The organism is Protofrankia sp. Cr1 (assembly GCF_963555865.1).
Lineage (GTDB): Bacteria > Actinomycetota > Actinomycetes > Frankiales > Frankiaceae > Protofrankia.
Genome location: NZ_CAUVXO010000031.1, coordinates 22,508 through 26,119 on the forward strand (window position 1 = coordinate 22,508; position 3,612 = coordinate 26,119).

Annotated in this window: 2 protein-coding genes and 2 pseudogenes; all 4 read right to left on the reverse strand. The window is 67.3% G+C overall.

All coding sequences use genetic code 11. The features are described 5' to 3' along the window. Window positions 1-462 (reverse strand): HemK/PrmC family methyltransferase (locus U9980_RS05250; RefSeq protein ID WP_322766917.1); only part of this gene is annotated, 462 nt, incomplete at its 3' end. A gap of 62 nt (window positions 463-524) precedes the next feature. Beyond that, window positions 525-1,554: pseudogene (gene prfA, locus U9980_RS05255) on the reverse strand (peptide chain release factor 1). 256 nt (window positions 1,555-1,810) lie between these two features. Then, window positions 1,811-2,050, reverse strand: a complete 240-nt coding sequence (rpmE, locus tag U9980_RS05260; protein WP_322754957.1) for a 50S ribosomal protein L31 — start codon at window positions 2,048-2,050, stop codon at window positions 1,811-1,813. Between the two features lie 128 nt (window positions 2,051-2,178). After that, window positions 2,179-3,612, reverse strand: a pseudogene (rho, locus tag U9980_RS05265) (transcription termination factor Rho); the annotation flags it as partial.

Consider the following 3,612-nt stretch of genomic DNA (forward strand, 5'->3'; position numbering starts at 1 on the left):
GCCCTGGGCCGCGATGTTGCGGGCCGCCCAGACCAGCGCGCCCGGATCACGTTCGACAGCGTGTACGCGCGCGCCGGGTAGTTCCTGCGCGAGGGCGAGAGCGATCGCGCCGGAACCGGTGCAGAGATCCACACAGATCGGCCGTGTCCACCCGGCCGTCCGAACCGCGTCGAGTGCCCAGCCGACCACGGTTTCGGTCTCCGGCCGAGGTATGAACACGCCCGGGCCCACGGCAAGAGTGAGATAACGGAAACCGACGGTACCCACCAGGTGCTGGAGGGGCACCCGCGCGACCCGCCGCGCCACGAGCTCGGCAAACCGCTCCAGGTCCGCCGGGGTCATGGTGGCCGTCGGCGCCAAGCGCCGGCGGGGCTCACCGGTCACGTATGCCGCGAGCTCTTCGGCGTCCGACCGGGGACTGGCTACTCCGGCCGCGGCAAGAGCGGCAACCGCTGCACGCATGGACGAAACCAGCGGGCTCATCGGAACGGGCGTTGCCGGCTCACGGTGGGGCCCGACGGAGGTCATGACGGCGATCCGGCCGAGAGCCTCGCCTCCAGGTCCGCCGCAACCAGTGCGTCCAGTACCTCGTCGAGTTCACCGTCGAGTACCTGATCGAGGTTGTGCGCTTTGAATCCGACCCGGTGATCGCTGATCCGGTTCTCCGCGAAATTGTAGGTACGGATCCGCTCGGACCGGTCCACTGTACGAACCTGACTGGCCCGTGCCGCCGATGCCTCTGCCTGCGCCCGCTCGCGGGCGACGACCAGCAGTCGGGCACGCAGAATGCGCAGGGCCGACTCCTTGTTCTGCAGCTGACTTTTCTCATTCTGGCAGGAGACCACCAGGCCGCTGGGAAGATGGGTGATACGCACCGCCGAGTCCGTCGTGTTGACGCTCTGCCCACCGGGGCCCGAGGAGCGGTACACATCGATGCGCAGCTCATTGGGGTCGATCTCGACTTCGACCGCCTCGGCTTCGGGCAGCACCAGGACCCCGGCCGCCGAGGTGTGGATACGACCTGCCGACTCGGTGACCGGAACCCGCTGCACCCGGTGGACACCACCCTCGAACCGCAGCCGCCCGAACACGCCACCGGTGGTCGTCCGGCCGGCCTTCACCGCCACGCTCACGTCCCGATACCCGCCGAGATCGCTGGGATTCGCGTCCAGGATCTCGGCCCGCCAGCCGCGCCGCTCGGCGTAGCGCAGGTACATCCGCAGCAGGTCGCCTGCGAACAGCGCAGACTCCTCACCGCCGGCGCCCGCCTTGATCTCAAGGATCGCGTCCCGGGCGTCGTCAGGGTCGGTGGGCACCAGATGGGTGTGCAGGCGGTCCCGCAACACCGCGTGCGCGGCCTCAAGCTCCGCGACCTCGGCGCGAAACGAGACATCCTCGGCGGCGAACTCCCGGGCGGTCGCAAGGTCCGCATCGACCCGGACCCAGCTCGCGCGCGGTCTCCACGACCGGGATCAGTTCCGCGTACCTGCGACCGAGACTGCGTGCCAGCGCCGGATCGGCATGCACGGACGGATCGGCGAGACGGCCCTCCAGCTCGGCGTGCTCGGCAAGCAGACCGTCGAGTGGAGTGGTCATTTCGGGAATCTCCTGGTCTAGTGGCCAAAGGCGACGCGACGATGGTCTTCCGCGTCGCCGGCGGCCTACGGGACATCAACAGCCAAAGGCGACGCGACGATGGTCTTCCGCGTCGCCGGCGGCCTACGGGACATCAACAGCCAAAGGCGACGCGACACGGACGCCAAACAGCGCCCGCGCCGCTGTCGGACAGGGCACGGGCGCTGTAAACGTGCTATTTCGTCCCCGGCCCGGCCTTGTCGCCGGGACTACGGCGACCGAAGCGCCGCTCGAACTTCTCGACCCGACCGCCGACATCCAGAATCTTCTGCTTGCCGGTGTAGAAGGGGTGGCACTGTGAGCACACCTCAGCATTGATCACGCCGTCCGACTTGGTGCTACGGGTCGTGAACGTGGAGCCGCAGGTGCAGACGACCGTGGTCTCACGGTACGTCGGATGAATGTCAGCCTTCATGATCCTTCTTCCCGAAGTGGCCGCCGGGTCGCCCTGCCATGACGGCGAGGGCGTGAACCGGTGCCGGGTCTCAACGTTCCAGTCTGCCAGAAGCTTCCGGTCGTCCAGGGACAGCACCGCGGACGCTCTTAGTCCTGCCCTGGAGTCGTCTTCGCGATCTGCATCAGGAACTCGTAGTTCGTCCGCGTCTGCTTCAATCTCTCCAGAAGAAGATCGAGTGCCTGCTGGGACTCAAGGGTATGCAGAACCCGACGCAGCTTATGCATGATCACAAGCTCGTCCGGCGCAAGCAGGATGTCCTCCTTGCGGGTTCCGGACGGGTCGACGTCAATCGCCGGGAAGATCCGCTTGTCGGCGATCTTCCGATCAAGCTTGAGCTCAGCGTTGCCCGTTCCCTTGAACTCCTCGAAGATCACAGTGTCCATCGTGGAGCCCGTCTCCACCAGCGCCGTGGCGATGATCGTCAACGACCCGCCGTTCTCGATGTTCCTGGCAGCACCGAGGAACCGCTTCGGCGGGTAGAGCGCGGTCGAGTCCACACCACCGGACAGGATCCGGCCGGATGCGGGAGCAGCCAGGTTGTAGGCCCGCCCGAGCCGGGTGATCGAGTCAAGCAGCACGACGACGTCCTCGCCCAGTTCCACCAACCGCTTGGCCCGCTCGATGGAGAGCTCGGCGACGCTGGTGTGGTCGGACGGGGGCCGGTCGAAGGTTGACGCGATGACCTCACCCTTGACCGACCGCTGCATGTCGGTCACCTCTTCCGGGCGTTCGTCGACAAGAACGACCATGAGGTGACATTCCGGGTTGTTTGTCGTGATCGCGTTCGCGATGGCCTGCAGCACCATCGTCTTTCCCGCCTTCGGTGGGCTGACGATCAACGCCCGCTGGCCCTTTCCGAGCGGCATCACCAGGTCGATCACCCGGGTTGTCAGCAACTGCGGCTCGGTCTCCAAGCGCAGCCGCTCCTGCGGGTAGAGCGGGGTGAGCTTGGTGAACTCGGGTCGGTTGCGCGCCTCATCCGGGTCCAGGCCGTTGACCGTGTCGAGCCGGACCAACGCGTTGTACTTGTCCCGCCGCTGCTCGCCCTCCTGCGGCGCCCGGACGACTCCGGTGATCGCGTCACCGCGGCGCAGACCATGGCGACGGACCTGAGCCAGGCTGACGTAGACGTCGGTCGGGCCGGTCAGGTAACCGCTGGTTCGCACAAAGGCGTAGTTGTCGAGAACGTCAAGGATGCCCGCGACCGGAACCAGTACGTCGTCCTCGCGGACCACCGGCTCCGACTCGCTGAAACCGCCAGTCTGGCGGCCGCGGTTGCGGCCACGCTCACGGAACCTGCCGCGGTTGCGCCGGTTCCCGCCGGCGAAGTCGTCGTCGCGCTCAGCCTGACCCCGGTCGACCTGACCCCGGTCACTCTGACCCCGCTCAGCCGACCCCGCTCGACCTGACCCCGGTCACTCTGACCCCGCTCAGCCGAACCCCGCTCGACCTGACCCCGGTCACTCTGACCCCGCTCAGCCGAACCCCGCTCAGCCTGGCCCCGGTCACTCTGACCCCGC

Bases quoted from the DNA above. Each gene is read 5' to 3' on its own strand.
- rpmE (WP_322754957.1), bottom strand. From the start codon at position 2,050: ATGAAGGCTGACATTCATCCGACGTACCGTGAGACCACGGTCGTCTGC.